This window comes from Sphingomonas sp. AC411 (genome assembly GCF_979253035.1).
The window spans coordinates 131,576-154,701 of the sequence record NZ_CEEDAQ010000001.1 but is presented as its reverse complement, the minus strand read 5'-3'; the positions used below and the strand labels follow the sequence as shown (position 1 = coordinate 154,701).

Below are 23,126 nucleotides of genomic sequence, written 5' to 3'. Positions count from 1 at the left end.
AGATGGCTACCATTCCCATCCGCAACTTCGTGCTTTTGACGACACCACGCCGCCTCCCCACCGGCGCTGACCCACATCCGCCGTTTAGCTCATCTTGATCGCCTTCCCCTCTCGGACATTCGCTCAGATGAGGCTTTCAACTCATATCGCGCATCATCGCCCTCGCATCCCGTCCCGCTAAACCCCACCTTAGGCCTGCCAGTCGACACAGGAGCTTGCCCCCGTGTTCATCGCCATGAACCGATTTCAGGTGATCCCCGGTGAGGAGGGGGCGTTCGAGCGGGTCTGGCTGTCGCGCGACTCGTACCTTGCCGGCGTCCCGGGTTTCGTCGAGTTCCACATGCTGCGCGGGCCCGCGGCCGACGATCACGTCCTCTATTCGTCGCATACCGTTTGGCTGTCGCGCGGGGACTTCGAAAACTGGACTCGGTCCGAGGCGTTTCGCGCGGCCCATCGCGGCGCAGGCGACCACAAGCCGTTGTACCTGGCGCCGCCTCGCTTCGAAGGCTTCGACGTCATCCAAACCGTCACGACATCGTGACGGTCACCCGACGTCCGACGTTCGCCAGCCGCTTCGAGCAGGCGATCGACAACGTCGTCGGCGCAATTGCCTCGCCGATCGTCACCGGCATCGCCGCGTTCAACAAGCGCCGCCTGCCGCCCCGCGATGCGCCGCACCCGTTGCTTACGGGCATCCACGAGCCGATGACTGAGGAACTGACCCTCACCGACCTTGCCGTCGAGGGTATCATCCCGCTTGAGCTTGACGGCCGCTACGTTCGTATCGGACCAAACCCCGCCGACGCCGACCCACGCTCTTACCACTTCTTCACGGGCGATGGGATGCTGCACGGCATCCGGCTCGAGGACGGGCAAGCCCGGTGGTACCGGAATCGCTGGATCCGCTCGACCGATGTCGCGGCGGCCAGGCATGTGCCGGCGGCTCCAGGGCCACGGCACATCTTCGACACCGTCAACACTAGCGTACTGGACCATGCCGGCAGTGGATGGGCGCTGGTAGAAGCCGGCAGTACGCCGGTCCGCTTCGACGAGCATTTGGAGACGCAGCGCTACGACGATTTCGGCGGCACCCTGCCCGGCTCGTTCACCGCCCATCCGCGCCGCGACCCGGCGACCGGCGAGTTGCACGCGCTGTGTTACGAGGCGACCGATCCCAAGCGCATTCGCTACAACGTCGTCGATGTCGCCGGCCGGGTACGACGATCGGTGACGATCCCGGTGTCGCACGGGCCGCTGATCCACGACTGCGCGATCACGCAGCGCTACGTCGTCGTCATGGACCTGCCGCTTACCCTGTCGATGCGCACTGTGCTGGCGGGGCATGGGTTTCCCTATCGGTGGAACGAGAAGCATCCGGCCCGGATCGGGCTGCTGCCGCGCGACGGTGAGGCGGAGGAAATCCGGTGGTTCCCGCTCGATCCGTGCTTCGTGTTCCACACTGCCAACGCGCATGATCTGCCGAACGGGAGCGTGGCGCTCGACGTGGTCGCGTACGACCGCATGTTCGCTAGCGACAATCTGGCACCGGACGAGCAGCCGCGCGGCCTCGAGCGATGGACGATCGACCCTTTGACTGGATCGGTGGACCAGCGCGCGATCGACCCCTCGCCGCAGGAACTGCCGACGATAGACGAGCGTCGCAATGGCCGCCCTTACCGCCATATCTATGCGCTCGGGCTGCCCGAACAGATGACGGAAACGCTGGTTGGCGAGGCGCCGCTCATCAAGCATGATTTAGAAGATGACACGCGACGACTGCACGAGTTCGGACCGGGACGCATCGCGGGCGAGTTCGTGTTCGTGCCGCGCTCGCCGGACTCTGGCGAGGATGATGGCTGGCTCGTCGGGCTCGTGATCGACGCCGGTGGGCACACCACCGCGCTGGAGATACTGGATGCGCGGAACTTCGAGGCACCGCCCGTGGCATCCGTCCGTATTCCGCATTGTGTGCCGCCAGGCATCCATGGCGCATGGCTGAAGTAACCTGATCCACGCAGCCGCCGCGCATTCGTTCAGCCTGACACTCGACCCACAAGCGGACACTCACGAGCCATTTCCTCTTTCCCCATGTCTGCCGTTCGTTGAGCTCCCAGCCTGCAGACGGGTCGCCGATTTTCGATCTCAAAGAGGCTTTGTACGCGCAAGCCATGCCGCCCAATGGTATTGCCTCAGGGAGACGAACTCGATCCCTCAGCGGAACGGAAGCCGATCAAAACGATTTAGTCCCGGCATGGAGTTCGGCTGGTCGGCACGCTCCACGGAGGCGTGATGAAGCAGCGAGACGATTGGCATCTGACGGAAGCGCTCGATTACGAGCACGGACGAGCGGACCCTTTGCCGCGGCTGTTCGGGCTACCCGAATGCCTATGGTCATTACGGACCCCGCGCAGACCGATAACCCGATCGTCTTCTGCAACGAAGCCTTTCAAACGCTGTCGGGCTATGACCGAAGTGAAATCATCGGCCGTAACTGCCGCTTCCTGCAAGGTCCCGACACCGACCGAGAGCAGGTGGCTAAAGTGCGTCAGGCAATCGACGCCCAGACCGACATTGCCGTGGACCTTCTAAACTATCGGAAGGATGGATCTGCGTTCTGGAACGCATTGTATCTGAGTCCTGTACGCAACGACGCCGGTAAGGTTGTATTCTTCTTCGCCTCCCAGCTTGATGTTACTGACCGCGTCAAAGCGCAGACTATTATTTCAAAGCAGAAATTATTGGTCGAACAGGAGGTCGAGGCGCGCACGTCAGACCTGGAGGCCGCGTTAGATGCAAAAACTCTGCTGCTTCACGAAGTCGACCACCGGGTAAAGAACAACCTTACGATGATCAGTTCGCTCCTGCGTTTGCAGGCGCGTAGCATATCAGACCCGGCCGTTTCATCAAAACTTGAAACCATGCTCGAACGGGTTGATGCGCTGGCGACAGTGCATCGCCGTCTTTATCAGTCGGACGACGTCACCCGGTTCGACGTCGGGGCGTTTACCGAAAATCTAATAAGCGACGTCGTTGGTGCGAGCCGACGCGACGACATCAAGCTGGTTTCGAACATTTCGCAAATAGAGGTGCCGTCCAGTAAGGCGGCATCGCTTGGGTTGATCCTCAACGAAATAGCGACCAACGCCATCAAGCATGCATTTGCCGACGGGCGAGCGGGTACGATTTCCGTCCGCACCGCCCTAGAAGGCAATAATGCCCTGATCGAAATCACCGATGATGGGCATGGGCTTGCCAGCAATGACGTTCAGCCGGACGGCATTGGCAAAATGCTTATTTCCCGCCTCGCCAAGCAAGTCAGGGCCGACGTCGTATGGTCCGACGCCGCCCCCGGTGTTCGTGTATCTCTCTCATTCCCGGTGGACGATTAATGAGTGGACGTGCCAAACCGCCGTTGAATGTGCTGATCGTCGAGGACGAAGCTCTTTTGGCGATGGATATTGAAGCGATGATCGAAGACGCCGGTCACCGTGTCGTCGGCGAGGCCGTGTCTCTCTACGAAGTTGAAGACCTGGCAGGCGATCTCCACCCGGACCTGGCTTTTGTCGACATACAGCTTGCGAAAGGCACCAGCGGCCTGGATGTCTGTGCGTTGATCCGGAAGCGATGGACGGACGCGATAGTCGTCTTCGTCACTGCAAACCCACTCAAGATTCCAGCCGACTTTGCCGGTGGCCATGGCGTCATACCCAAGCCCTTCTCCCGGAATGGTCTGATGTCCGCAATGCGCTACATCGAAGAAGGTGTCTGCGATCCACCGCCCGTATCCCCGCAGCCAGCGAGCTTCATTGCGGCGCCCGCGTTTGCCGCAGAGTGGTCCCAGACCAGTCCCTGATTTCCGGGTGATAAGCGACAATCCACGGCCTCACGAAGTGGGACGACAGATGACAGAAGTTCTACATAAATTCGATTACGTTGATCCATCAACGTCTTACCGCTAGGACGTTCCCGCTTTGGACCGTCAGCCACTCCCACCTTCGCCTATTCGACCGCACGATGCCTCAGGTGTCGCACGCGAGGCTGTCGACGCCTTTGCGTCCCGCCTCAACGAGCATGACCCCTTCGTTGCGGCGTTCGATCACTGCATTACGCCGATGGTCGTCAGCGATCCAACGCTACCGGATAACCCGCTGGTTTACGTCAATCGTGCGTTCGAGGCTTTGACGGGGTTCTCGGCAGTCGAGGTCGTTGGCCGGAACTGCCGTTTTATGCAGGGACCGTTGACCGATCAGGCCGACGTCCGACGCATGAAGGACGCAATTGCTCTTCGTAAGCCGATCGATATCGACCTTCTGAATCACCGTCGTGACGGCACGCCGTTCTGGAACCGCCTCATGGTCGCGCCCGTGCATGACGCGACCGGCAGCCTACGCTACTTCGTGGCATCCCAGCTCGATGTCACACTCGAGCGGCACGGGCTGTTGCAGTTGGAACGCGACCGCGACACGCTGAGTGCCGAGCTTGCGAAGCGCGAAGTTGCGCTAGCCGAACGAGAGGCCCGCCTGGCACTTGCGCTCGATGCTGGCGGACTGGGCACTTGGACCATCGACCTGCCGGAATGGCGGCTCAGCTACTCGCCAAGTTGCCTGACGAACTTTGGCCGGCCTGTCGGCGAAAAGTTGTCGATGAAAGGTATGCTGGCATGCGTTCATCCAGAGGATCGAGACCTCCTCACGACCTCGCTGAACAACGCTATCGAGCATGGCACGCGGTATAACGTCGAATACCGCATATTGACGCCTGAAGGCGAGCAACGCTGGATCCATTCCCAAGGCTCGCTGCAGCGCCGTGCGGATGGCACGCCGTTGGCGGTTTCGGGCTTTTCGAGCAATGTTTCAGCGCGCAAATTCGCCGAGGAGCAACGTTCGGTTCTGGCCCATGAACTGACACACCGCGTGAAAAACACGCTTGCGACAGTCAGTGCCGTTGTCAGTCAGACGCTACGCGATGCTGCGTCCCTCGCTGAGGCTCGGGATGCGGTATCGGGCCGCATCGCCAGCCTAGCGTCTGCCCACGAACTGCTGCTCAAGGACGAGATCGAAGGCGCGGCGATCGGTGAGATCGTCGAGCGGGTGCTCGCGCCGTTCATGGACAGCAACGGTCGACGGTTTTCCGCTGTCGGCCCGACGATACGGCTGACCCCGGAAGTGACACTTGCGTTGTCGATGGCGCTGCACGAGCTGGCGACCAATGCGATCAAATATGGTGCGCTCTCGGTACCGGAGGGTCAGGTGAGCATACGCTGGGACCTGAACGGCAATGGGACGGAACGTCGACTTACCTTCTCCTGGGCAGAGCAGGATGGTCCTGTCGTTGCCGTGCCTACGCGTATTGGATTTGGTACGCGAATGATTGAGCGTGTCCTGTCACGCCACATCCGCGGCAGGGCGGAAATCCAATATTTGCCGGAAGGTGTTCGCTTCGCAATCGAAGCGCCGATCTAAGCTCTCGACCATGTCTGACATTTATTAACGCCGTGGCGGGCCCATTGCGTGACCACATTGGTTAAGAGCTCAGCTTATCGGGATCTGTCATATGTGCCATGTGCTCGTCATCGAGGATGATTTCCTCATCGCCGATCACATCATTCAGCTGATCGAGCGGGCTGGCGGCACATCCTTTGATCAGGCCGCCTCGCAAGATGAGGCAATCGATGCCGCGAGATTGCGGCCTCCCTCCATCATCATGTCCGACGTCAATCTCTCAGCCGGTACCGGTCCTGCCGCGGTGGAAGCCATCATCTTGGAGCATGGGCCGACGCCCGTGATCTTCGTTACCGGCACGCGCGAAGCATGCCATGTAAGTCGGCCATCGATGATCGTTCTCGACAAACCGATCAACGAACAGGCTCTTATCGCGGCGTTCCAAAGTCTGGCGCCCGCCTGAGCCAGCGATCGCCGACGGTCAGTGAAGCAGTCGCCCCATCGGCCTTACCTGTAAGACCTGGTACCTCATCAAGTTGTCTCAGGTCACTGAACCCGCCACGTTCCTTACGATATCCAACAATCATCATGGGAATGTAGATGACCCTTCGTTCGATAGCCGCGCTCGGAGTTGCCGTATTCTTGGGGGCGACGGTGCTGGCAAAGCCGGTGCCGATCGGGCCTGCGGCGGTGCCGTTCAGCATCGGCTCGATGCGTACTGTGGCCTTGCGGGACATGATCAACCGCGTTCCGAACGACGGCAGCGTGTTCGGCAAGAAGGAAGGCCCGGCAGCTGTCGCGGATATATTGCGGAAAGCAGGCGCGCCAACCGACGCGCTATCGCTCGGTGTCGATGCGCTGCTTGTCCGCATGCCGGGCCGTATGGTCCTTATCGACACTGGCCTGGGCCCCAAGGTTGGTGGCGTCCTGATGCAGAGCCTGGCGCTCGCCAAAGTATCGCCGGCGGACATTACTGACGTCCTCATCACGCATTCGCACGGCGATCATGTCGGCGGCCTGTCGAGCGCGGACGGCAAACTGGCGTTTCCCAACGCGACGATCCGTATGACGCGCGCCGAATGGGCGTTCATGCAGAGCCAGCCCGACAATGCCGCGCTAGTCGCGACGATCACGCCGAAGGTCATGCCGTTTGATCCTGGCGCGGCCGTGATCCCGGGTATCCGCGCGGTCCCGCTGGCGGGGCACACGCCCGGCCATAGCGGCTACGAAATCACGTCAGACAGCCAGAAGCTACTCGACATGGGCGACGCTGCTCATAGCGCTATCGTGTCTCTCGCCAGGCCCGAATGGATCATCGGCTACGACACCGACGGCGAGCAGGGGCGCCAGCGGCGGACGGCCGAGCTGGCCAAGTTGGCAGCGAGCGGCGAACATGTGTTCAGCCCGCATTTTCCGTTCCCAGGGCTCGGCCAGATCGTCAAGGCCGGCACTGCTTATCGCTGGCAACCGGTGAAACGCTGACACCGACGGGATGCCGTCGTCACGTGCGGCCGCCCGGCACGTTATTCCTCCTGAGCCGTTTGCTGCTGATATCCACCAGCAGGAACCGCTATGACCGACGATCCGCGTACCAGCCAGCCGACAAGTTTTCCTGATGAGCCGCGGCAGCCAAGACCCGGTTTGACGGCGAGGATGCGAACCAAACCCGATCACGGCGAGGAGAGCTACGTCGGCAAGGGCCTGCTGAAGGGCAAGGTGGCGCTGATAACCGGAGGGGACTCCGGTATCGGCCGGGCAGTGGCGATTGCTTATGCCCGTGAGGGAGCCGACGTTGCGATCTCCTACCTTGCCGACGAGCAAGCCGACGCCGAAGAGACACTGACGTGGGTAGAAAAGGCGGGGCAACGTTGTGTTTTGCTTCCGGGCGATCTTCGCGACCGGGATCACTGCATAACCCTGGTTGAGCGTACGATCGCGGAACTCGGTGGCATCGATGTGCTCGTCAACAACGCTGCCGCTCAGACAATGAACGAGGGCCTTGATAGCATCGACGACGACGAGATGCAGGCCGCGTTCGCCGCTAACGTCTTTGCCATGATCCGTTTGGCCAAGGCAGCAGCGCCGCACATGAAGCCGGGTTCGGCGATCATCAACACGACCAGCGAACAGGCAAAGGTCGCTGGCAAGAACATGATTGTCTACGCAGCAACCAAGGGCGCTATCTCTAGCCTGACGGTGGGCCTGTCCAACCTTCTATCCGGCGAAGGCATTCGCGTGAACGCGGTGGCGCCAGGCCCGATCTGGACGCCAATCCAGCCGATCGCCAAGTCACCGGAGGAACTGGAAACGCTCGGCCAGAACACGCCGCTCGGCCGCGCTGGACAGCCAGGCGAACTCGCTTCCGCCTATGTGATGCTCGCGTCGGCGGAGGGGAGCTACATGTCCGGTAATGTCGTGGCCGTGACCGGCGGGGTTCCAATTTCCTGATTCTGATGGCTAAACCTCAGCCGGCTGCACGTCCGCAGTCAGCTGAGGTGGCCATAGGATCTATGGTGCACCAAGGCTTTCAGGACGCCACGATTGGGCCAGCGTCAGCCGCTATTACCAGAGCAGAGGGGTCGGTGATCCGCTTGCCCCAGCTAGCAGGCCCAGAAGCGGTTCTAAGCACGATTGTTGTAGCAGACGGTTTCCGAGCGCGAATCATCTTACTTGGCGAGCTTGGTAATCGTTGATGCAAAGCACTTTTGCAGTCGAAGCTACTGACCGAGAACGAATTTCCACGGCACCGGATGTCGATTTGCATCGTTCACTCCGGAATTTGGGAGATTTGGAACATGGCAACGATCGATCTCGGCAAGGGCATGCCCGCAGCGGACCTGCACGACGACAAACCGGTCGCGGGATCATTCGGCAGCGAGGACGTTATTCTGGTCCGGCATCGCGGCAAGGTCTGCGCGTTCGCTGGCAAATGCACCCATCAGGGCGCACCGCTGGAAACCGGCCTCGTGATCGACGGGACAGTGCGCTGCCCGTGGCACCACGCGCGCTTTTCGCTCAGTGACGGCGAGGCTGTCGCCGCCCCTGCGTTCGCGCCGCTCGACACGTTCACCGTGGTCGAGAAGGACGGCGTCGTCACCATTACCGGCAAGGAGGAGCAGACGCGGGCCACCCCGTCGACCCGGTCGATCGGCAAGGTCGTCATCGTCGGCGGCGGTGCGGCGGGGCACGCCTGCGCCGACATGCTCGCACGCTCGGGTCTCGGCGGCGACGTCACGATCCTGTCCGACGACGCCGATGCGCCCTATGACCGGACCGCGGTTTCGAAGGACTATCTCGCAGGCGATGCCGAGCGCGACGATACCGCACTCCCCGAACCCGGCCTGGGTCGCGGTCCTGCGCCGAACGTCCGGACCGGCGTTGCTGTCGCGTTGATCGACGTAGAAGGTCACGCTGTCGTCACCGCCGACCAAGACCGCGTACCCTACGACGTTCTCATCCTCGCCACCGGCGCGACGCCGGTCACGCCGGACACCGTGAAGGCCGCGGATAACGTGTTCGTGCTGCGCACGCTTGCCGACGCTGACGCAGTCAAAGCCGCGGCAAAGGACGCGAAGCGCGCGATCGTGCTGGGCGCGAGCTTCATCGGGCTCGAGGCCGCCGCATCGCTTACCCAAGCCGGGCTTTCGGTGACGGTGATCGCCAGGGACAGCGTACCGCTCGCCAAGGTCGCAGGGCCGGAAGTGGGTAAGTTCGTGCAGGCGCTCCACGAGGAGAAGGGCGTGACCTTCCACCTCGACTGCGAACTCGCGCAGTACGACGGCCACACCGCGATGCTCGACGATGGCACGGCTATCGAAGGCGACTTGCTCGTGGTCGGCGTCGGTGTCGAACCACGGATCGACCTCGCCAAGGCGGCAGGGCTGAAGATCGCAGAAAAGGACGCTGGCGGCGGCGTCTCGGTCGATGCGCAGTTACGGACCTCGGCCGACGGTATCTACGCGATCGGCGATATCGCGAGCTATGCCGACCCAAGGCTCGGCCACCCGATCCGCGTCGAGCACTGGGTCCATGCGCAACGGCAGGGCCAATGGCTGGCGCGCTCGCTGCTCGGCGCAGTCACCGGCGGCTATGGCGACACACCGTTCTTCTGGACCGGGCAGTATGACACCAGCCTCCATTATGTTGGTCACGTAGCCAAACCCGACGACCGCCGCATCGAAGGCGATGTGGCCGCTGGCGACTTCGCAGTCTTCCTGAAGGAGGACGGCAAGGAGCAGGCCGTGATGACCTGCGGCAACCACGACGAGATCGCGCTCAAAAAGGAGGCCGCATGGGACGCGGCGTGATGCGCCCGACGCTGTTCTTCCTGCATGCGCTGGGCGGCAGCGCCCGGTCGTGGGACGCGGTGATCGCGCGACTCGGCGCGTTCGACTGCCGACCGCTCGACCTGAACGGCTTCGGCGATGCGTCCGACGCGACCGGGTTCACGGTGGAGGAGATGGCCGACACCATCGCCGAACAGATCCGCGCGGAAAACGCGGACCGATGGATGCTCGTCGGCCACAGCATGGGCGGCAAGATCGCGACGATCTCGCGCAGCGATCGGAGGCGGGACGCCTCTCCGGGCTGGCCGGCGTAGTGCTGATGGCCGCGTCGCCCCCTCGCCCGAGCCGATCGACGACGAACGCCGCACGACGATGATCGACTGGGTGAAGCAGGGCCCAGTCGGTATCGAAGACGCCCGCGACTTCGTCGACCAGAACATCGCCGCCCCGCTGCCGCCTGCTGTCTATGACGCCGCCGTCGCCGACGTTCAGCGCGCCAATCCCCAGGCATGGCGAGCATGGCTCGAACAGGGCTATCGCGAGGACTGGTCGGATCAGGTCGGCACGCTCAACACCCCTGCCGTGATCATCGCCGGCGCCGAAGACGGCGATTTGGGCGAGGCGAACCAGCGCAAGCTCAACGTGCCGCATTATACCCACGCCCGGTTCCAGAGCATCGCCGGCGCCGCGCATCTTCTCCCGTTCGAACAGCCGGACAGCGTCGCCCACCTGATCCGCGATCACGCGCACGCCGTCGGTGCAGCGAGCATCCCCGCCGACTATGAACGCCTGATCGCCTCCGACCGCGTGAGCGCGCGCACCCGCGCGACGCTGGCCGAACGCGCGATCGCAGACGACCCCGACTATCAACCCAAGATCGTGTCGGCGAAGCAACTCGAAACCCTGCGCGCGCTCGTCGACCGCGTGATCCCGCAGCACGGGATCGACCTCGCCGCGCGGATCGACACGCAACTCGCGGGCGGCGAAGGCGATGGCTGGCGGTTCGCCGCGCTTCCCGTCGACGCCGACGCCTATCGCGCAGGGCTCGACACGCTCGACACACTTGCGAACGGGGCTTTCGCCAAACTCGCTGGTGAAGACCGCGACGCCCTGCTCCACACGATCGAAGCCGCCGACTGGTCCGCCAAGACCCCGCTTACCCCCGAGCAAATGACCTTGTGGTTCGAGGACGTTCGCGCCGACGCCGTGCGGTTGTGGCTCGCGCATCCGGCAACGATGGCGCGGGTCGGCTATGACGGCTTTGCCATTGGTGGCGATGGCGTCCGCAAGCAGGGCTATGCGCTGACCGCCGCCGACGAACGCGAAGGCTGGGAGCCCGCACGATGAACCTTGACCAGATGCGCGCCTATGCCGAGACCGATGTCGTCGATGTCGTGGTGATCGGCACCGGTGCCGGCGGCGCACCGTTGCTGGCCCGCCTCGCCAAGGCCGGGCTGAAGGTGGTCGCGCTCGAAGCCGGCCCCAACGGCGAACCCCAACGGCACACGCCGGATGAACTCGCGGCGAGCGACATCTACTGGATCGACGAGCGGCTGAGCGACGGCGCAACGCCGCAGGCGTTCGGCGGCAACAACAGCGGCACCGGCGTTGGCGGGTCGACGCTGCACTGGGGCGCGTTCTGCCCTCGTCCCGATCCGCGCGATCTGCGCCTAAAGACGCTGACCGGCCAAGGAGAAGACTGGCCGATCGAGCACGCCGAGCTGATCCGCTACATCGAACAGGTCGAGGCGTTCATTGGCGTTTCGGGCCCCGCCGATTACCCCTGGGACGCGGCCCGCCGCTATCAACTGCCCGCGGTCAAGCGCAATGCGCCCGCCGATGCGATGGCGGCGGGGTGCGCCGCGGTAGGCATCACCGCGACCGACGCCCCCGCTGCGCTGGTCTCGCGCGACTGGCGGCAGGAAGGCGGCGGGTTGCGTCAGGCCTGCGTCAATTGCGGCGCTTGCCATCAGGGGTGCCGCAACGGCGCGAAGGCGTCGATGGATACCACCTATCTCCCGCTCGCGGTCGCCGCCGGCGCCGAGATCCGCCCCGGCTGCCGGATGACCGGGGTCGAGCGCGACGCCGCCGGCCGGATCGTCGCGGTAGTCTACCGCAACGGCCGGCAGGAGCACCGTCAGCGGTGCGCCGCGGTCGTGCTCAGCGCCGGCGGCGTCGAGACCCCGCGCCTGCTGCTCCATATGGGTATCGGCAATGCGAGCGGTCAGGTCGGCCGCAACTTCATGGCGCATGTCGCGACGCAGGTCTGGGGCCGCTTCGACGCCGAGATGCGCTGCAACCGCGGCTATCCCTCATCGCTGATCAGCGAGGATATGCTGCGCCCCGACGGCGCGGACTTCGCGGGCGGCTATCTCATGCAGAGCCTCGGCGTGCAGCCGGTCACGTTGGCGACATCGTTCGCGCGCGGCGGCGGGCGCTGGGGCCAGGGGCTGGTCGACGTGATGGACAGATACCTCCATCTCGCGGGCATCGGCATCAACGGCGAATGCCTACCGAGCGACGACAACCGGCTGGTGCTCGCCGACGAGACCGATGCGTTCGGCGTGCCCAAGGCGCGCGTGACGTTCGGCTATGGCGCCAACGAGCAGGCGATCGACAATCACGCGGTCGCGACGATGACCGCGATCTGGCAGGCGGCGGGCGCGCACGATATCGTCACCCTGCCCCGCGCCGCGCATACCATCGGCACCTGCCGGATGGGCGAGAACGGCGACACCGCGGTCGTCGATCCGTGGGGTCGCAGCTTCGAGGTCGACAATCTGTGGATCTGCGACAATTCGGTCTTCCCGAGCTCGCTCGCCGCCAACCCCGCGCTGACCATCATGGCGCTGAGCCTGCGTACCGCGGATCGGATACTCGGGAGCGGTTGAGGATGGCGAGTACGGCAGGACCCACAAACGGACGTTCGCACCTACTTAGCCAGCGCCCAACTTGTGCCATTCGTTCATATTCTGCAAACAAGAAACCGCTCCGATGCGCGCTGAATCAAGTTCGATGGGTCAGGTCTTCGCTACACAATCGTTGGCGTGATCCCGCCATCAACGCGCAACGCGGCACCGTTGGTCGCCGCAGCCAGCGGGCTTGCAACATAGGCGACCATGCTGGCGACCTCTTCCGGCTCGATCATCCGCTGGATCAGCGAGGTCGGTCGGTCCCGGCTGAAGAATTCGCGTTCGATCTCGGCATCCGATTGCGAGGCATCGCTTGCCACGCTCTTGAGGAAGCTCACGATACCCTCGGAGCGCGTGGTGCCCGGCATCACTGTATTGACCGTGACGTTGGTGCCTTTCGTCAGCGCCGCGAGACCGCGCGAGATGGCGAGCTGCGCGGTCTTGGTCATGCCGTAGTGAATCATGTCGGGCGGGATCAGCACGGCGGATTCGCTCGAGATGAAGATGATCCGCCCCCAGTCGCGCGCCAGCATGCCGGGAAAATAGGCACGCGCAAGCCGCGCGCCGGACAGCACGTTGACCTCGAAGAAGCGACGCCAGTCGTCGTCGGTGATCTCGGCGAACGGTTTGGATTCGTAGATGCCAAGGTTGTTCACAAGGATGTCGACCGCCGGCACTGCCGCGACGAGCGCCGCTGCGCCCTCGGCTGTCGCTGCATCGGCGAGGATGGCACGCGCTGCACCGATGTCGGCGGCGGCAGCATCTAGCTTGCCCTGGTCGCGACCGCAGATGATGACGTCTGCACCCTCGGTGGCGAGCTGGCGGGCGATCTCAAGTCCGATGCCGGCGGTCGATCCGGTGACGAGGGCGCTCTTGCCGCGAAGTTTCAGGTCCATGCGAATGTCCTTGATTAGTTCAGTGTCCGTTAAACCCCAGGTAGGACTGCTCCCCGCGCTTGATAATCGCGCAGCTTGGCGCTTTACCCGTGAAGCAATTTCACAGGTGGCCGATGGATAACCGCGCGGGCGAGATGCAGGTCTTCCTGCGAGTGGTGGACACCGGCAGCTTTTCCGAGGCTGCGCGGGCGTTGCTGATGACACCGTCGACGGTGAGCAAGCTGATCGCGCGGATCGAAGCCCGGATCGGGGTGCGGTTGATCGAGCGATCGACGCGGCAACTGTCTTTGACCGCCGAGGGGCAGCTCTATTACGAGCGCGCCCAGATGCTGCTGGCGGACCTGGACGACCTCGACAGCCAGTTGATGCAAGGCGCCGCTAGCCCCGGTGGCACGGTACGGATCACGGCATCGGTCGGGTTCGGTACGCTCGCGATCGAGCCGTTGCTGCCCTCATTCTGGCAGCTCTATCCCAATATCGTCGTCGATCTCTCGCTGTCGGACGATATCGTCGACCTCTATCTCGACCGGACCGACATCGCGTTTCGGATCGGCATCCTGCCTGACTCGTCATTGACCGCGCACAAGCTCGGGACCGCACGCCGCGTCATCGTCGCATCGCCGGACTATCTCGCACGCCGCGGCGTTCCGGTCGATTTCGCGGATCTTGCCGACCACGACTGTTTGGGCTTCAACTTCCGCCGGACGATCACGTCGTGGCCGATCGCGGACGGGGGACGGATCGTCGAGCGCGCCGTCAGGGGATCGCTGATCGCCAACAACGGCGAGACGGTCCGGCGCATGGCGGTTGCCGGCGTCGGTTTGGCGCGGCTCGCCGATTTCCATGTCCGCGACGAACTGGCTGAGGGTCGCCTAGTCGAAGTGCTCCCCGGTCCCTCCGCCGGCGACACCGAAAGCGTCCACGCGCTGTCGGTCGGCGCGCGCGAACTGCCACGCCGGGTGCGCGCCTTCCTCGATTTCGCGGTTCCGCGCCTGCGCGCGTTCGTACAGGGCTCAGGCGGCTGAGCGTGCGCGTCAGTCGGCGGCGTCGAGCACGCGGATGATACGGCGGTCCGGAATCAGCCACAGCGCGATAACGGATACGTACAGCCCGATCGCGATCCAGCGGCTGACGAACGCCAGCGGCACCGCCAGCGTATAGAGCGCAATGCTGCCCCAGCCCTTCCAGTCCGAGCCGATCGCGCGGGCGACCGCGGAGGTCTTTCCGTTGCAGGCGATGATCGCGCGCTCGGTCAGCGTATAGCCGATCGCGGCAAGCCCGAGGACGATCCCGTAGGCGGCAGTCGCACCCGCCGCGAACTGGCTTTCGTCGAGCCAGCGGATCACGAACGGCACCAGGCTGAGCCAGAACAGCAGGAAAAGGTTCGCCCACAACACCCGCCCGTCGATCCGATCGACCGCGTGGAACATGTGGTGGTGATTGTTCCAGTAGAGCCCGACGTTCACGAAGCTCAGCAGATAGGCGAGCAGAACCGGCGCGGCACCCACCAGACCGTAGAGATCGCCGGTTTCGGGGACCTTCAGTTCCAGCACCATGATCGTGATGATGATCGCGACGACGCCGTCGGTGAACGCCTCCAGCCGCCCCGGCCCCATTCGACGTCCGCTCATACTCGCTCCGTGCCGCTGGTGATTGTCGGGGAAGCGTAGCCGCGCAATTTCCGGAAGTCCCGGCGGCGGTGGTCGCCCGCGACGGAATATGTCGGTTATCCGCAAATTTCGTTTCGGTTCGACAATAATGGTGCGGGATCGGCGCGCATTGACGAGCGGACGCCTGCCTTTTGGGAGCTAAGCACATGAAAATCTGGATCGCTTGCCTTGCGACGGTCACGACGATGCTCGCCCCTCTGGCCAGCGCGGACGCCCAGCAGACGCCGCGGCCGACGATCGTGCTCGTCCACGGCGCGTTCGCGGAGTCCGGGTCGTGGAACGGGGTGATCGAGCGGCTGCGCGCGGACGGCTATACCGTGATCGCCGCGTCGAACCCGTTGCGCGGCGTGGCGAGCGATGCCGCGTCGGTCGCGGGCGTGGTCACTGCGGTGACGACGCCGGTGGTGCTGGTCGGGCATTCCTATGGTGGGCCCGTCATCACCGAAGCGGCGGCACACGCGGGCAACGTCAAGGCGCTGGTCTATGTCGCGGCGTTCGCGCCGGATACCGGCGAGAGCGCGATCGCGCTGACCGGCAAGTTTCCCGGTGCCACGCTGGGCGCCGCGCTGGCGCCACCGGTCGTGCTGCCCGACGGGACCAGGGATCTCTACATCCAGCGCGACAAGTTCGCGCACCAGTTCGCCGCCGACGTGCCGGCCGCGCAGGCCGCACTGATGGCCGCGACGCAGCGCCCGGTTGCCGAGGCCGCGCTCAACGAGAAGGCGGTGACGCCGTCGTGGAAAACGATCCCGTCCTGGTTCATCTACGGCAGCGCCGACCTGAACATTCCGCCCCCGTACAGGCGTTCATGGCGAAGCGCGCGGGGTCGAGAAAGACGGTCGTCGTCGCCGGCGCCTCGCATGTCGTGATGACGTCCAATCCGCAGGCGGTCGCCGCGCTCATCGAAGAGGCCGCCGCCGCGCAATAGCGTCAGTGTCACACCCGCAAACAATCAGGACATTCCGATGCCAGACATGATGCGCGAAATCTCCCGGCGAGCCGTCGTCATCGGCGCCGCAACCACCGCGGCGGCGGCCAGCTTGCTGCCAGCGACGGCATTCGCCTCCCCTTCCCCACCCAGACGGAGTACCGAGAATGAGCAGCGGATTCATCAAGACCAAGGACGGCGTCGACATCTTCTACAAGGACTGGGGTCCAAAGGCCGCCCAGCCGATCGTGTTCCATCATGGCTGGCCGCTGTCGTCGGACGACTGGGACACGCAGATGCTGTACTTCCTCGCCGAGGGCTACCGCGTTGTCGCGCATGATCGCCGCGGGCATGGCCGCTCGTCGCAGGCCGATACCGGCAACGACATGGATCACTACGCCGCCGATGCCTCTGCGGTCGCCGAGCATCTCGACCTCAGGAATGCGGTCCATATCGGCCACTCGACCGGCGGCGGGGAAGTCGCACGCTATGTCGCCAAGTTCGGCCAGCCACAGGGTCGCGTCGCCAAAATGGTACTGGTCAGCGCGGTGCCGCCAATGATGCTCAAGACCGCGAGCAATCCGGGCGGCCTGCCGATGTCGGTGTTCGATGGCCTGCGCAAGGCGCTCGCCGACAACCGCGCGCAATTCTACCTCGATCTCGCCTCGGGGCCGTTCTACGGCTTCAACCGCCCGACCGAAATGCTCTCGCAGGGGGTCGTCGACAATTGGTGGCGCCAGGGCATGATGGGCGGCGCGCTCGCGCATTACGACGGGATCAAGGCGTTCTCCGAGACCGATCAGACTGCGGACCTGAAGGCGATCACCGTGCCGACGCTCGTCCTGCAGGGCGACGACGACCAGATCGTGCCGTATGAAAACGCGGCGGCGCTGCAGGCCAAGCTGCTGAAGAGCGCCACGCTAAAGATCTACAAGGGGTATCCGCACGGTATGCTGACGACGCATGCCGACGTCATCAATCCGGACCTGCTCGCATTTGTGAAAGGGTGATCGCAGGATGACTCTGGCGAGAGGGTGGCGGTCGTCGCTCTCTCGCTCAGCGATAGGCGACGCGCGCCGGGATCGTCACTTTGATCTCGGTGCCGGTTTCGGCGTGCATCGCCAGGGTCCCGCCTAGCGCGACGGCGCGTTCGCGCATGCCGATCAGGCCATAATGGCCGGGTCGATGCCCCGCCTCACGGACGTCGGGCGGAAGGCCGATACCGTCGTCCGACACGCTGACGACGAGCTTGTCGGAGGTTGAGCGGATCACGACGACCAGCCGGTTCGCACCCGCATGCCGCACCGCGTTGGCGAGCGCTTCGCGGACGATCTGCGCGATCTCGTCCGCGACGGGCGCGCAGACCGGGTACTGGGTGCCCTCCACCGCTAAGTTCCAGGTAAGCGGCAACGGCACGACATCCTCGGCGATCGCGGCGAGCAACGCGGGCAAAGCGACCGGCTCCATCGTCTCGCGTAGCGACCGAACCCGGTCGCGGCCGTCGAGCAGCACGTCATCGGCGCTCTCCAGCGCGGTTTCGAGGCTGGTGCGCGCACGGTCGCCGGGTGGCAGCAGTTCGACCACCGACTGAAAGCGCAGCATCAGCCCCTGGAAGCCTTGCAGCAACGTATCGTGGAGTTCGCGGGCGATCCGTTCGCGCTCCGCCAGCTGGACCTCGAAGCGGCCACGCGTACGGTCGGCGATCCCGCGGACGCGGCGGCGATAGAGCAGCCAGATCAGGATCAGCGCACCCACGATGCACACCGCCATGAACGCATATGTCTGGTAGAACCGCGGCGCGATCGTGAACGCCAGCGTGGCGCCCTCGCGGTTCCAGACGCCGTCGTTGTTGGCGGCGATGACCTGGAACCGGTATGTGCCGGGACCGAGGTTGGTATACAGCGCGTCGCGCGTGGTGCCGGCGTCGATCCAGTCGCGATCGATCCCCTCGATCCGGTAGCGGAAGCGGTTGGCGGTCGCGTTGGTGAGGCTGAGCGCGGTGTAGGCGATCCGGACATGATCGGTACCGGCGGGAAATGCGATCGCCTGATCGCCGGGGTTGCGCCGCGCCACCGGCATCGAGCGAACGGATCTGCACGGTCGGCGGCAACCGGTTTCGCGACAGATGCCGTGGGTCGATCATCGCCAGCCCCTTGTTGGTCGCGAACCACAACCGCCCCGCGGCATCCTGCGCGACATCGTTCGCCTCGACCATGTTCGAGCGCGCGCGGAAATCTTCCTGATACCCGAACCGCTCGTACGGGATCGGAATCCCGGGTCCGCGAACGCGGCCTCCACAGCCGACGTTGGCATCCGGACGATACCGTCCGCGCCGATCGTCCAGGTCGATCCGTCCGCCGTCTGGAGCAGTCCGGTCAGTCCGGCGAGAAACGGATAGCTCCGGTCGCGTAGCGACTGGAGACGCTTTCCGTCATACCGTGCGAGCCCCTGATCACCGACGATGACCAGTCCGCGATCGGTCGGCACCCAGGTCGCGGTCCTGCCGGTCACCTGATCCTTGCTGCGCCACAGCAGCGTTTCGATACCGTCGTGCAGGCGGGACACCCCTTGCCCGATCCGTCCGAACAGGACGCCCCCCGCCCCATCCGACCGTACGCGGTGGATCGATCCGGCGGGAGTACCGCCTGGCTTGGCGACCGGCTGCAACCGGCGTCCGACCAGGCGGTACAGCTGTTCGAAGCCGGCCCAGAAGGCGCCCGCGTCATCCATCGTGCAGGTGATCGACAGCGGCCCGAGAACCGGCGTCACCTTGGCGACACTACCCGCGGGATTGAGATCGAGCAGGTATTTGCCTGACATGCCGATGACAAGCAGTCGGCGATCGTCGCCACACAACACGCCGATGTCGGGTTGCGCAAAGACGAGTGCGGGGACCCCGGATCGGCCGATGCGGTAAACGCCCGAGAGGCCGGCGACGAACAGATTGCGCGAGGACACGCTGCCAACGAAGCCGGATACGATCGCCTCGGTCTGCGCAGGCTGAGCGATGTTGCTAGGCGAGAACCGGTCGAGCCCCGATTCCGTCCCGACCCAGATATTGCCCTCGCGATCGTCCAGAAGCGCCATCGTCAAGGCGGCGGTCAGGCCCTGTTTCTCGGTGAACAACTCGATCCGGTCGGATGCCGAAGGGGTTGAAACGCCGCCGCGGACAGTCGGCCCAACCCCGAATCCTGACCTGCGATCCAAAGATTGCCGTCATGGTCGAATATCATGCGCTCGACGACATAGGGCGTGGTGGCCGTGCCGGTCCGATACGCGCGCGCGGTGCGATCGATCGGCATGATCTGCGTCCCGGTGCGCCGCCAAACCACCCCGTTCCGGTCCTGCGCGAGCGAAGTCGGCCCCTTGATCGCAATGCCGGTCTCCTCGAAGCGATTGCTCCCCGGTTTGAGGCGAAGCATCCGCGGCATGAGCGACAGGTAGATGCCTCCCGGCGTACTCAGGATATCGCCCGTCTCGCTGTCGGGGACACCGCGCCCGGCGCCGAACGCCGTCCATTTGCCCGCCAACAGCCGACTGAGAACCAGCTTCCCCATCGAATCGCCCGCAACCCAGATTGCGCCGTCCTGCCCCTCGACGATGCTGTTCACGCCGCCGTTCGGTGCCCAGGGGTTCGCATCCTTCAACACGCCGCCGCGAACGACGGAGATGCCGCCAAAGTCGTACCCTACCCAGATGTCGCCGTTGCGCGCGGCAAGCAGTGCGGTGACCTGCGGCGAGCGATAGCGATCCTGATCGACGGGCACGAAGCGTTCGAAGACCACGCCGTCGAACCGATAGAGCCCCGTTGCGGTCCCGAGCCACAGATAGCCATCGCGTCCCTGAACGATCGCGCGGATGTTGCCCGGGGCACCATCGCCTAGCGTCCAGCGCGAATGGCGCATCTGAGCGATACTCCGTGCCGGATCGCGTGCGGACGCGCTGCTGACACTCAGGAAGCAGCACAGGATACCGAACAGGACGCGCGACAGGTCGCGGACAAGCGCTCTGCCGCGCTCGAAGCGTAGAAAGCTGTTTTGCGCGATCAAGCGGACGATACCCAAGCAGAGCTGATGATGATCGACGTTGCGCTCGCGGAACGAACAAATGCAAGGCCGGATCGCCTTGCGTCAGGTCATACGATATTTGGCCGTGCTACTGGCCGGGACGCGTGGGCGCAAATGTCACGATTGTCCAAATTGGGTCAGTCCTGTCCACGATCCTGTGCCAAGCTAGTGATATCAATGACATAGGTCCGCACCGGATCGACGGGAGAACAGGATGCCGCCGATGGACGGTCGGACCGACGACGCGGCGACGATCGGCGTGTGGCGGGGTGTCCGCATTGATGTCGCGCCGCGCGACGCAGTGAGCGTCGAGGTGATGGTCGCGAGCGCGGGCGTCTTCACGCACGAGACCGGTCGGGCGCGGCCCGGCGGCGGACTGGGCAATCTCGATGCGGCCCTCGGCGGCGCGATCACGCGGTTGCGCGCCGACGGCATTTTTCGCGCCGACATGGGCGACGTGCTGACCTTGTCGGCACCGGCGCCACCGATCCAGGCGAACACCGTGCTCGCGATCGGGCTCGGCGATCCTGCGGTATGGACGCCCGCGACGATGCGACAGGCGGTGGCGACCGCGGCGTGCGAAACGATCCGGATCGAGGCGACCTCGGCGGCGTTCGCGCCGAGCCTGCTCGACAGCGGCCTCGATCCGGGCGGGCTGGCCGGTACGCCCGACGCGATGCTCGCCGGGCTGTTAGACGCACTGTCCGACGTTCCAACCCCGACGCTATCGCGCTGGGTGTTCTGCGTCGGCGCGGGGCGGTTCGAGACGGTGGTCGAGGTCTTTCGCGCCAGCTTCGACCGGCTCGCCGTGCAGTGACGCAGCGGCCGCTTGCCATATCCGCCAGTCACGGCGCAGGGTTGCCACTCTCCTTTCAGCCAGCCCGAGAGCCCGAATTGCCGCCCTCCCCCGGATCCGGATCATGATCGTCGACGATCATCCCTTCCTTCGCGAAGGCGTGAAGGCCGTAATCGAAACGCAGGAGGACCTGGCGGTGGTCGCGGAGGCCGAGTCCGGCGAACAGGCGCTCGCGCTCTACCCGACGCGTCTCCCCGATATCGTTCTCATGGATCTGCAGATGCCGGGGATCGGCGGCGTCGACACGATTGCGGCGATGCGGAGCAACTGGCCGCACGCGCGGATCGTCGTGCTGACCACCTATTCGGGCGATGCGCAGGCGTTGCGGGCGTTGCGCGCGGGGGCGTCCGGATACCTGCTGAAGAACACGCTGCGCAAGGAACTGCTCGACACGATCCGCTCGGTGCACGCGGGAGGCAAGCATCTGAACGCGCAGGTGGCATCGAGCATCGCCTTCCACGTCATCGAGGATGCGCTGACCGAGCGCGAGATCGGCGTGCTTTCGCTGGCCGCGTCGGGCAATTCGAACAAGCAGATCGCCGCCAAGCTCGCCGTCTCGGAAGAGACGGTGAAGGGCCATATGAAGCTGATCTTCGCGAAACTCGGCGCGTCGGACCGCACGCACGCGGTGACGATCGCCGCCAAGCGCGGGATCATCACGCTCTGATCCGGGACGACATCCCCGCCTCTAAAGAGGGGGCGAGCGCCACCCCGGCCGGGGCGCAGGCGATTGATCCGCATCCCCTATGCTCCTTCGTACAGACTGCGACGGAGACCCTGGCGATGCTGCATACCCTTCCTCCCGCGACCGCACTGCCGCGCGGGTTCGTGCCGACGGTGGCCGCCAGCCTGGTCGCGAATGCGGTCAGCACGCTCGATCACGATCCGCAGGTCGCACGGCATTATCTGGAGCGGCTCGCGGCGATGTTCGCCGACGATGTCGGGAATGGGTTCGCCGACGATGTCGGGAATGGGTTCGCCGACGATGGCGCACCCGCTGGCGGCCCGACCGCGAAGGCCAAGCCGGTCAAGGGCGGGCTCGCCGCGTGGCAAGTGCGCAACGTCGTCCAATATATCGATACGTATCTGGGCGCGACGATCGGGGTCGACGCACTCGCCGAGGTCGCGCGGCTCAGCACCGGGCATTTCTGCCGCGCCTTCAAGGTGACGACGGGCGAGACGCCGCACGCCTTCCTGATCCGCCAGCGCGTCCGCCGCGCGCAGACGCTGATGCTGCAGACCGACGATACGCTCAGCCACATCGCCTACGCCTGCGGGCTCACCGACCAGGCGCACCTGACCCGGCTGTTCCGCCGTGTGGTCGGTGCGACGCCGCTGATCTGGCGCCGCACCTGGCAGGCGCGCTGACCGACCTTTTCCAACGGGAGACTATCATGACCATCACCGCCGCCATCACTGCAACCGCCACGCCCGGCGCATCGCTGATCTCGCCGACCGATCACACGCTCGTGCTGATCGACTTCCAGTCGCAGATGGCGTTCGCGACCAAGTCGATCGCGACCGAATTGCTGCGCAACAATGCCGCCCTCATCAGCCATGCCGCGGCGGTGTTCGACGTGCCGACGATCCTGACGACTGTCGCGGTCGACAGCTTCTCCGGGCCGATGTTCAGCGAGATCACCGACGCGTTCCCCGGCGAGCCGCTGCTCGACCGCACCTCAATGAACACCTGGGAAGACGCCGCGGTGATCGACGAGATCAACCGGATCGGAAAGACGCGGATCGTGTTCGCAGGGCTGTGGACCGGCGTGTGCATCGTCGGCCCGGTTGCGTCGGCGATCGACCAGGGCTTCGAGGCGTATTTCATCAGCGACGCATGCGGCGACGTTTCGGTCGAGGCGCATGAGCGCGCGGTCCAGCGGATGATCCAGCTGGGCGCGGTGCCGATGACATCGGTCCAGTATCTGCTCGAGTTACAGCGCGACTGGGCGCGGACCGAAACCTACGACGCGGTCACCGGCGTCGCGCGGAAATTCGCCGGCGCCTACGGGCTCGGCATCACCTACGCCAAGACGATGTTCGGCGCGTCCGAAGGCGGGCACTGATCCG

At 64.7% G+C, this 23,126-nt stretch carries 24 protein-coding genes; 19 read left to right on the top strand and 5 right to left on the bottom strand.

Annotated features, from left to right (window positions below; all coding sequences use genetic code 11):
* Window positions 1–223: 223 nt before the first annotated feature.
* The 12 genes from hmuQ to AC0IX7_RS00720 all read left to right on the top strand — a co-directional run bounded on the left by hmuQ (window position 224) and on the right by AC0IX7_RS00720 (window position 12,618).
* Complete coding sequence (hmuQ, locus tag AC0IX7_RS00775; protein WP_132898242.1) at window positions 224–541, top strand: heme-degrading protein HmuQ; 318 nt, start codon at window positions 224–226, stop codon at window positions 539–541.
* Window positions 538–2,004, top strand: coding sequence for an 8'-apo-carotenoid 13,14-cleaving dioxygenase (locus tag AC0IX7_RS00770; RefSeq protein ID WP_243693489.1), 1,467 nt, complete (start codon window positions 538–540; stop codon window positions 2,002–2,004). Before hmuQ ends, AC0IX7_RS00770 begins: the two co-directional genes overlap by 4 nt.
* A 383-nt stretch (window positions 2,005–2,387) precedes the next feature.
* Window positions 2,388–3,389, top strand: a complete 1,002-nt coding sequence (locus tag AC0IX7_RS00765) for a histidine kinase dimerization/phosphoacceptor domain -containing protein (protein ID WP_471810052.1) — start codon at window positions 2,388–2,390, stop codon at window positions 3,387–3,389.
* 29 nt (window positions 3,390–3,418) lie between these two features.
* A complete protein-coding gene (locus AC0IX7_RS00760; RefSeq protein WP_471810051.1) occupies window positions 3,419–3,853 on the top strand; it encodes a response regulator in 435 nt (144 codons plus the stop codon).
* Window positions 3,854–3,971: 118 nt separating this feature from the next.
* Window positions 3,972–5,462: an HWE histidine kinase domain-containing protein gene (locus tag AC0IX7_RS00755; protein WP_471810050.1), complete on the top strand. Its 1,491-nt coding sequence runs from the start codon at window positions 3,972–3,974 to the stop codon at window positions 5,460–5,462.
* Between the two features lie 91 nt (window positions 5,463–5,553).
* A complete protein-coding gene (locus tag AC0IX7_RS00750; protein ID WP_093401120.1) occupies window positions 5,554–5,904 on the top strand; it encodes a response regulator in 351 nt (116 codons plus the stop codon).
* A 137-nt stretch (window positions 5,905–6,041) separates the two neighbouring features.
* Window positions 6,042–6,923 carry an MBL fold metallo-hydrolase gene (locus tag AC0IX7_RS00745; RefSeq protein ID WP_277984196.1) on the top strand — a complete coding sequence of 294 codons (882 nt, stop codon included), beginning with the start codon at window positions 6,042–6,044 and terminating at the stop codon, window positions 6,921–6,923.
* A 90-nt stretch (window positions 6,924–7,013) separates the two neighbouring features.
* Window positions 7,014–7,889, top strand: coding sequence for an SDR family oxidoreductase (locus AC0IX7_RS00740; protein ID WP_056476130.1), 876 nt, complete (start codon window positions 7,014–7,016; stop codon window positions 7,887–7,889).
* Between the two features lie 347 nt (window positions 7,890–8,236).
* Window positions 8,237–9,748, top strand: coding sequence for an FAD-dependent oxidoreductase (locus AC0IX7_RS00735; RefSeq protein WP_132898238.1), 1,512 nt, complete (start codon window positions 8,237–8,239; stop codon window positions 9,746–9,748).
* Window positions 9,733–10,041 carry an alpha/beta fold hydrolase gene (locus tag AC0IX7_RS00730; protein ID WP_471810049.1) on the top strand — a complete coding sequence of 103 codons (309 nt, stop codon included), beginning with the start codon at window positions 9,733–9,735 and terminating at the stop codon, window positions 10,039–10,041. Before AC0IX7_RS00735 ends, AC0IX7_RS00730 begins: the two co-directional genes overlap by 16 nt.
* 58 nt (window positions 10,042–10,099) lie before the next feature.
* The gene (locus AC0IX7_RS00725) at window positions 10,100–11,074 is read left to right on the top strand and encodes an alpha/beta hydrolase (RefSeq protein ID WP_333922101.1); all 975 of its coding nucleotides are present in this window, start codon (window positions 10,100–10,102) and stop codon (window positions 11,072–11,074) included.
* Window positions 11,071–12,618, top strand: coding sequence for a GMC family oxidoreductase (locus tag AC0IX7_RS00720; protein WP_333922100.1), 1,548 nt, complete (start codon window positions 11,071–11,073; stop codon window positions 12,616–12,618). The genes AC0IX7_RS00725 and AC0IX7_RS00720 overlap by 4 nt, the downstream gene beginning before the upstream one ends.
* A gap of 140 nt (window positions 12,619–12,758) precedes the next feature.
* Here the strand turns inward: AC0IX7_RS00720 and AC0IX7_RS00715 are convergent, their stop codons facing one another.
* A complete protein-coding gene (locus tag AC0IX7_RS00715) occupies window positions 12,759–13,535 on the bottom strand; it encodes an SDR family NAD(P)-dependent oxidoreductase (protein WP_132898237.1) in 777 nt (258 codons plus the stop codon).
* A 113-nt stretch (window positions 13,536–13,648) separates the two neighbouring features.
* On the opposite strand from AC0IX7_RS00715, the gene AC0IX7_RS00710 reads away from it, so the two are divergent.
* A complete protein-coding gene (locus AC0IX7_RS00710) occupies window positions 13,649–14,560 on the top strand; it encodes a LysR family transcriptional regulator (protein WP_277984178.1) in 912 nt (303 codons plus the stop codon).
* 9 nt (window positions 14,561–14,569) lie between these two features.
* Here the strand turns inward: AC0IX7_RS00710 and AC0IX7_RS00705 are convergent, their stop codons facing one another.
* Window positions 14,570–15,166, bottom strand: a complete 597-nt coding sequence (locus AC0IX7_RS00705) for a TMEM175 family protein (protein WP_277984179.1) — start codon at window positions 15,164–15,166, stop codon at window positions 14,570–14,572.
* A 185-nt stretch (window positions 15,167–15,351) separates the two neighbouring features.
* On the opposite strand from AC0IX7_RS00705, the gene AC0IX7_RS00700 reads away from it, so the two are divergent.
* Window positions 15,352–16,074, top strand: coding sequence for an alpha/beta hydrolase (locus AC0IX7_RS00700; protein WP_471810048.1), 723 nt, complete (start codon window positions 15,352–15,354; stop codon window positions 16,072–16,074).
* Between the two features lie 226 nt (window positions 16,075–16,300).
* The gene (locus tag AC0IX7_RS00695) at window positions 16,301–17,143 is read left to right on the top strand and encodes an alpha/beta fold hydrolase (RefSeq protein WP_165911506.1); all 843 of its coding nucleotides are present in this window, start codon (window positions 16,301–16,303) and stop codon (window positions 17,141–17,143) included.
* Between the two features lie 46 nt (window positions 17,144–17,189).
* Here AC0IX7_RS00695 and AC0IX7_RS00690 read toward each other — a convergent pair whose 3' ends face one another.
* From AC0IX7_RS00690 to AC0IX7_RS00680, 3 genes are read right to left on the bottom strand one after another with little or no spacing between them, the layout of a single operon-like run.
* Window positions 17,190–18,212 (bottom strand): ATP-binding protein, encoded by a 1,023-nt coding sequence (locus tag AC0IX7_RS00690; RefSeq protein ID WP_471810047.1) that lies wholly within the window; start codon window positions 18,210–18,212, stop codon window positions 17,190–17,192.
* Between the two features lie 60 nt (window positions 18,213–18,272).
* Window positions 18,273–19,220: a hypothetical protein gene (locus AC0IX7_RS00685; protein WP_471810046.1), complete on the bottom strand. Its 948-nt coding sequence runs from the start codon at window positions 19,218–19,220 to the stop codon at window positions 18,273–18,275.
* Between the two features lie 14 nt (window positions 19,221–19,234).
* Window positions 19,235–20,197, bottom strand: a complete 963-nt coding sequence (locus AC0IX7_RS00680) for a ligand-binding sensor domain-containing protein (protein ID WP_471810045.1) — start codon at window positions 20,195–20,197, stop codon at window positions 19,235–19,237.
* 217 nt (window positions 20,198–20,414) lie between these two features.
* Between AC0IX7_RS00680 and AC0IX7_RS00675 the strand changes: the two genes are divergently transcribed.
* The 4 genes from AC0IX7_RS00675 (at window position 20,415) to AC0IX7_RS00660 (ending at window position 23,122) form a co-directional block, all read left to right on the top strand.
* Window positions 20,415–21,017 carry a M17 family peptidase N-terminal domain-containing protein gene (locus AC0IX7_RS00675; protein ID WP_471810044.1) on the top strand — a complete coding sequence of 201 codons (603 nt, stop codon included), beginning with the start codon at window positions 20,415–20,417 and terminating at the stop codon, window positions 21,015–21,017.
* Window positions 21,018–21,120: 103 nt separating this feature from the next.
* A complete protein-coding gene (locus AC0IX7_RS00670) occupies window positions 21,121–21,723 on the top strand; it encodes a response regulator transcription factor (protein ID WP_132898234.1) in 603 nt (200 codons plus the stop codon).
* A gap of 116 nt (window positions 21,724–21,839) precedes the next feature.
* Window positions 21,840–22,424: a helix-turn-helix domain-containing protein gene (locus tag AC0IX7_RS00665; RefSeq protein ID WP_471810043.1), complete on the top strand. Its 585-nt coding sequence runs from the start codon at window positions 21,840–21,842 to the stop codon at window positions 22,422–22,424.
* Window positions 22,425–22,450: 26 nt separating this feature from the next.
* Window positions 22,451–23,122 (top strand): hydrolase, encoded by a 672-nt coding sequence (locus AC0IX7_RS00660; protein ID WP_132898233.1) that lies wholly within the window; start codon window positions 22,451–22,453, stop codon window positions 23,120–23,122.
* Window positions 23,123–23,126 lie beyond the last annotated feature (4 nt).

Coding starts and splice junctions, on each gene's coding strand:
- AC0IX7_RS00765 (WP_471810052.1), top strand. CDS start 2,388: ATGGTCATTACGGACCCCGCGCAGACCGATAACCCGATCGTCTTCTGC.
- AC0IX7_RS00750 (WP_093401120.1), top strand. CDS start 5,554: ATGTGCCATGTGCTCGTCATCGAGGATGATTTCCTCATCGCCGATCAC.
- AC0IX7_RS00745 (WP_277984196.1), top strand. CDS start 6,042: ATGACCCTTCGTTCGATAGCCGCGCTCGGAGTTGCCGTATTCTTGGGG.
- AC0IX7_RS00740 (WP_056476130.1), top strand. CDS start 7,014: ATGACCGACGATCCGCGTACCAGCCAGCCGACAAGTTTTCCTGATGAG.
- AC0IX7_RS00735 (WP_132898238.1), top strand. CDS start 8,237: ATGGCAACGATCGATCTCGGCAAGGGCATGCCCGCAGCGGACCTGCAC.
- AC0IX7_RS00730 (WP_471810049.1), top strand. CDS start 9,733: ATGGGACGCGGCGTGATGCGCCCGACGCTGTTCTTCCTGCATGCGCTG.
- AC0IX7_RS00725 (WP_333922101.1), top strand. CDS start 10,100: ATGATCGACTGGGTGAAGCAGGGCCCAGTCGGTATCGAAGACGCCCGC.
- AC0IX7_RS00720 (WP_333922100.1), top strand. CDS start 11,071: ATGAACCTTGACCAGATGCGCGCCTATGCCGAGACCGATGTCGTCGAT.
- AC0IX7_RS00715 (WP_132898237.1), bottom strand. CDS start 13,535: ATGGACCTGAAACTTCGCGGCAAGAGCGCCCTCGTCACCGGATCGACC.
- AC0IX7_RS00710 (WP_277984178.1), top strand. CDS start 13,649: ATGGATAACCGCGCGGGCGAGATGCAGGTCTTCCTGCGAGTGGTGGAC.
- AC0IX7_RS00705 (WP_277984179.1), bottom strand. CDS start 15,166: ATGAGCGGACGTCGAATGGGGCCGGGGCGGCTGGAGGCGTTCACCGAC.
- AC0IX7_RS00700 (WP_471810048.1), top strand. CDS start 15,352: ATGAAAATCTGGATCGCTTGCCTTGCGACGGTCACGACGATGCTCGCC.
- AC0IX7_RS00695 (WP_165911506.1), top strand. CDS start 16,301: ATGAGCAGCGGATTCATCAAGACCAAGGACGGCGTCGACATCTTCTAC.
- AC0IX7_RS00690 (WP_471810047.1), bottom strand. CDS start 18,212: ATGCCGGTGGCGCGGCGCAACCCCGGCGATCAGGCGATCGCATTTCCC.
- AC0IX7_RS00685 (WP_471810046.1), bottom strand. CDS start 19,220: ATGGCGCTTCTGGACGATCGCGAGGGCAATATCTGGGTCGGGACGGAA.
- AC0IX7_RS00675 (WP_471810044.1), top strand. CDS start 20,415: ATGCCGCCGATGGACGGTCGGACCGACGACGCGGCGACGATCGGCGTG.
- AC0IX7_RS00670 (WP_132898234.1), top strand. CDS start 21,121: ATGATCGTCGACGATCATCCCTTCCTTCGCGAAGGCGTGAAGGCCGTA.
- AC0IX7_RS00665 (WP_471810043.1), top strand. CDS start 21,840: ATGCTGCATACCCTTCCTCCCGCGACCGCACTGCCGCGCGGGTTCGTG.
- AC0IX7_RS00660 (WP_132898233.1), top strand. CDS start 22,451: ATGACCATCACCGCCGCCATCACTGCAACCGCCACGCCCGGCGCATCG.